The 3,023-nt window shown below is 70.5% G+C and carries 2 protein-coding genes; one reads left to right on the top strand and one right to left on the bottom strand.

The annotated features are described in order from the left end of the window. Nucleotides 1–145: 145 nt before the first annotated feature. Nucleotides 146–1,915 carry a dolichyl-phosphate-mannose--protein mannosyltransferase gene (locus tag ACZ60Q_RS33280; protein WP_469641301.1) on the bottom strand — a complete coding sequence of 590 codons (1,770 nt, stop codon included), beginning with the start codon at nucleotides 1,913–1,915 and terminating at the stop codon, nucleotides 146–148. 53 nt (nucleotides 1,916–1,968) lie between these two features. On the opposite strand from ACZ60Q_RS33280, the gene rsmI reads away from it, so the two are divergent. Continuing rightward, on the top strand, nucleotides 1,969–2,919 hold the full coding sequence (rsmI, locus tag ACZ60Q_RS33275) for a 16S rRNA (cytidine(1402)-2'-O)-methyltransferase (protein WP_469641300.1): 951 nt from the start codon (nucleotides 1,969–1,971) through the stop codon (nucleotides 2,917–2,919). Nucleotides 2,920–3,023: the final 104 nt, after the last annotated feature.

Here is a 3,023-nt window from a genome sequence, read left to right as displayed (position 1 = left end):
ATAAACCAGTTCTCCGCCCGGGGGGGGGTGTGTAGACGGGTTTTATTCCCAAACCGCCGGGGTTGTTTTTATGGGGGGGGGGGCGGCCCGCATTTGGGGCCCCCCCCCGCCCGCATTTCGGCCTCTTGTTCCGTAGCCGTGGCGTCTATACCCAGGTGTCCAGCCACATACGGTCCCGCCACAGGTCGTCCGGAATGGACGTCCCCGTGAACAGCGGCCAGAAGTAGATGAAATTCCAGACGATCAGGAGCACCAGCACGCCCACCGCGACCGCCCCCAGCGTGCGGCGGCGTTCACCGGTGGGGTCCTGGGTGGGGAGGCCCAGTTCCGCCCGGGTGCCCGCGCCTGCGGCCGGGCCCGCGATCGCGCCCAGCATCATCGTCACGGCCAGGCACAGGAACGGGACGAACACCACCGCGTAGAAGAGGAAGATCGTCCGCTCCTGGTAGAAGAACCAGGGCAGCCAGCCCGCCACCACACCGCAGGCGATCGCGCCCGCCCGCCAGTCGCGGCGGAAGAACCAGCGCCAGAGCACGTACACGAGGGCGAAGCACGCCAGCCACCACAGCAGCGGGGTGCCGATGGCGAGGACCTCGCTGGCGCACTTGCCGGTCGCCGACTCCTTGCAGCCGGCCTGCTCCTCGTAGTAATAGGACACGGGCCGGCCCAGCACCAGCCAGCTCCACGGGTTGGACTCGTACGTGTGGCCCGATGTCAGGCCGACGTGGAAGTCGTACACCTGGTTCTCGTAGTGCCACAGGCTGCGCAGCCAGTCCGGCAGCAGCCAGCTCCAGGAGGAGTCCTTGCCCTCGGTGGCCGCCCAGTTCCGGTAGTAGCCCTTGTCCGTGACGATCCAGCCGGTCCACGACACGACGTACGTGACGATCGCGACCGGCACCGTCGAGAAGAACGCGGGGATCAGGTCCCGGCGCAGCACCGCCCGGTAGGGGTGTACCGCACCCGCCGTGCGGCGCGCGCCGACGTCCCACAGGACCGTCATCAGGCCGAACGCGGCCAGGAAGTAGAGGCCGTTCCATTTCGTGGCGAAGGCCAGGCCCAGCATCACGCCCGCCGCCAGCCGCCACGGCCGCCACCCCAGGCGCAGGGTCTCCGCGATCCGGGCGTCCGGGCGCAGCACCCCCTCCTCGTCCACCGGCAGGGTGTCGGCCAGCCGGCGGCGGGCATGGTCACGGTCGGCCACCAGGCAGCCGAACGCGGCCAGCACGAAGAACATGACGATCAGGTCGAGCAGCGCGGTCCGGCTCATCACGAAGTGCAGCCCGTCCACCGCGAGGAGCAGCCCCGCCAGACAGCCCAGGAACGTGGAGCGGAACAGCCGCCGGCCGATCCGGCACAGCAGGAGCACGGAGATCGTGCCCAGCACCGCCACCATGAAGCGCCAGCCGAACGGCGTGAAGCCGAACAGCTGCTCGCCGATCCCGATGATCCACTTGCCGACCGGCGGATGGACCACATAGCCCGGGTCGGTCGGGATCGGGACGGAGGAGGGGTCCTTCAGGATCAGCTTGTCGACGTCCTTGGGCCAGGACCCCTCGTACCCCTGATTGACCAGCGCCCACGCGTCCTTCGCGTAATACGTCTCGTCGAATATCACCGCGTGCGGCTGGCCCAGCCTCCAGAAGCGCAGCAGCCCGGCGACCAGGGTCACCAGCAGCGGACCGCCCCAGCCGGACCACCGCACCAGCCGGTCGGCCACGTGCGGCGGGATCGCGAGGACCGACCACACCTGCCGTCCGGGCCGCGCGTACGGCGGGTCCAGCCGGTCGCGGAGAGAGGTCTCCGGGCGGGGGACATGTCCGAAGCGGCGCAGCCGCCGTTGCCAGGAGGTCGGCTGTTCGCCGAGCGGCTCCCCGGCGTCTTGGCCCCGCTGGGTCTCGGGTGCGGTACTCGTCACCGCGCCATCGTAGGGAACGCATCTGTGCGAAGGGCGCTGCCCGTGCTGCGAGGATGGCTGATGTGACTGGAACGACTGGAACGCTCGTGCTCGCAGGGACCCCCATCGGTGACGTGTCGGACGCCCCGCCACGCCTCGCCGCCGAACTGGAGCGGGCCGACGTCGTCGCCGCCGAGGACACCCGGCGGCTGCGCCGGCTCACCCAGGCGCTCGGCGTCCACACCTCGGGGCGTGTCGTCTCCTACTTCGAGGGGAACGAGTCCGCCCGTACGCCGGAACTCGTGGAAGCCCTGACCGGCGGCGCGCGTGTCCTGCTCGTCACGGACGCGGGCATGCCGTCCGTCTCCGACCCCGGCTACCGGCTCGTCGCCGCCGCCGTGGAGAAGGACATCCGTGTCACCGCCGTCCCGGGGCCGAGCGCCGTGCTCACCGCGCTCGCGCTCTCCGGGCTGCCCGTGGACCGGTTCTGCTTCGAGGGGTTTCTGCCCCGCAAGGCCGGTGAACGGCTCTCCAAGCTCCGCGAGAACGCCGGTGAGCGCCGCACGATGGTCTTCTTCGAGGCCCCGCACCGGCTCGACGACACCCTCGCCGCGATGGCCGAGGTCTTCGGCGACGGGCGCCGCGCCGCCGTGTGCCGGGAGCTGACCAAGACGTACGAGGAGGTCAAGCGCGGTCCGCTCGGGGAGCTGGCCGTGTGGGCCGCCGACGGCGTACGCGGGGAGATCACCGTCGTCGTGGAGGGCGCCACCGACTCCGGCGACGAGGGGCTGGACGCCGGGGAACTGGTGCGGCGCGTGCGCGTGCGCGAGGAGGCGGGGGAGCGGCGCAAGGAGGCGATCGCCGCCGTCGCCGCCGCCGCCGGGCTGCCCAAGCGGGACGTGTTCGACGCGGTGGTGGCCGCCAAGAACGCGGAGAAGGACGCGGGCAGGGATGCCGCCAAGAACGCGGGTAAGGACACCGGCAAGGACGCGGCGAAGGATGTGGGGAAGGCCCCGAAGCCTTAGTGCGTACGGCTAGACGAGTCATTCCGAATGCTGACGATGCGTTCGGGAATGCAGACAGGGCGTCCAAGATCGTTGTGTGACGAACAACCTGGACGCCCTGCTGA

The organism is Streptomyces sp. NPDC104313, from assembly GCF_055583985.1.
Note: the sequence above shows the minus strand (reverse complement) of the source record. Positions and strands in the feature narration are given on the sequence as shown.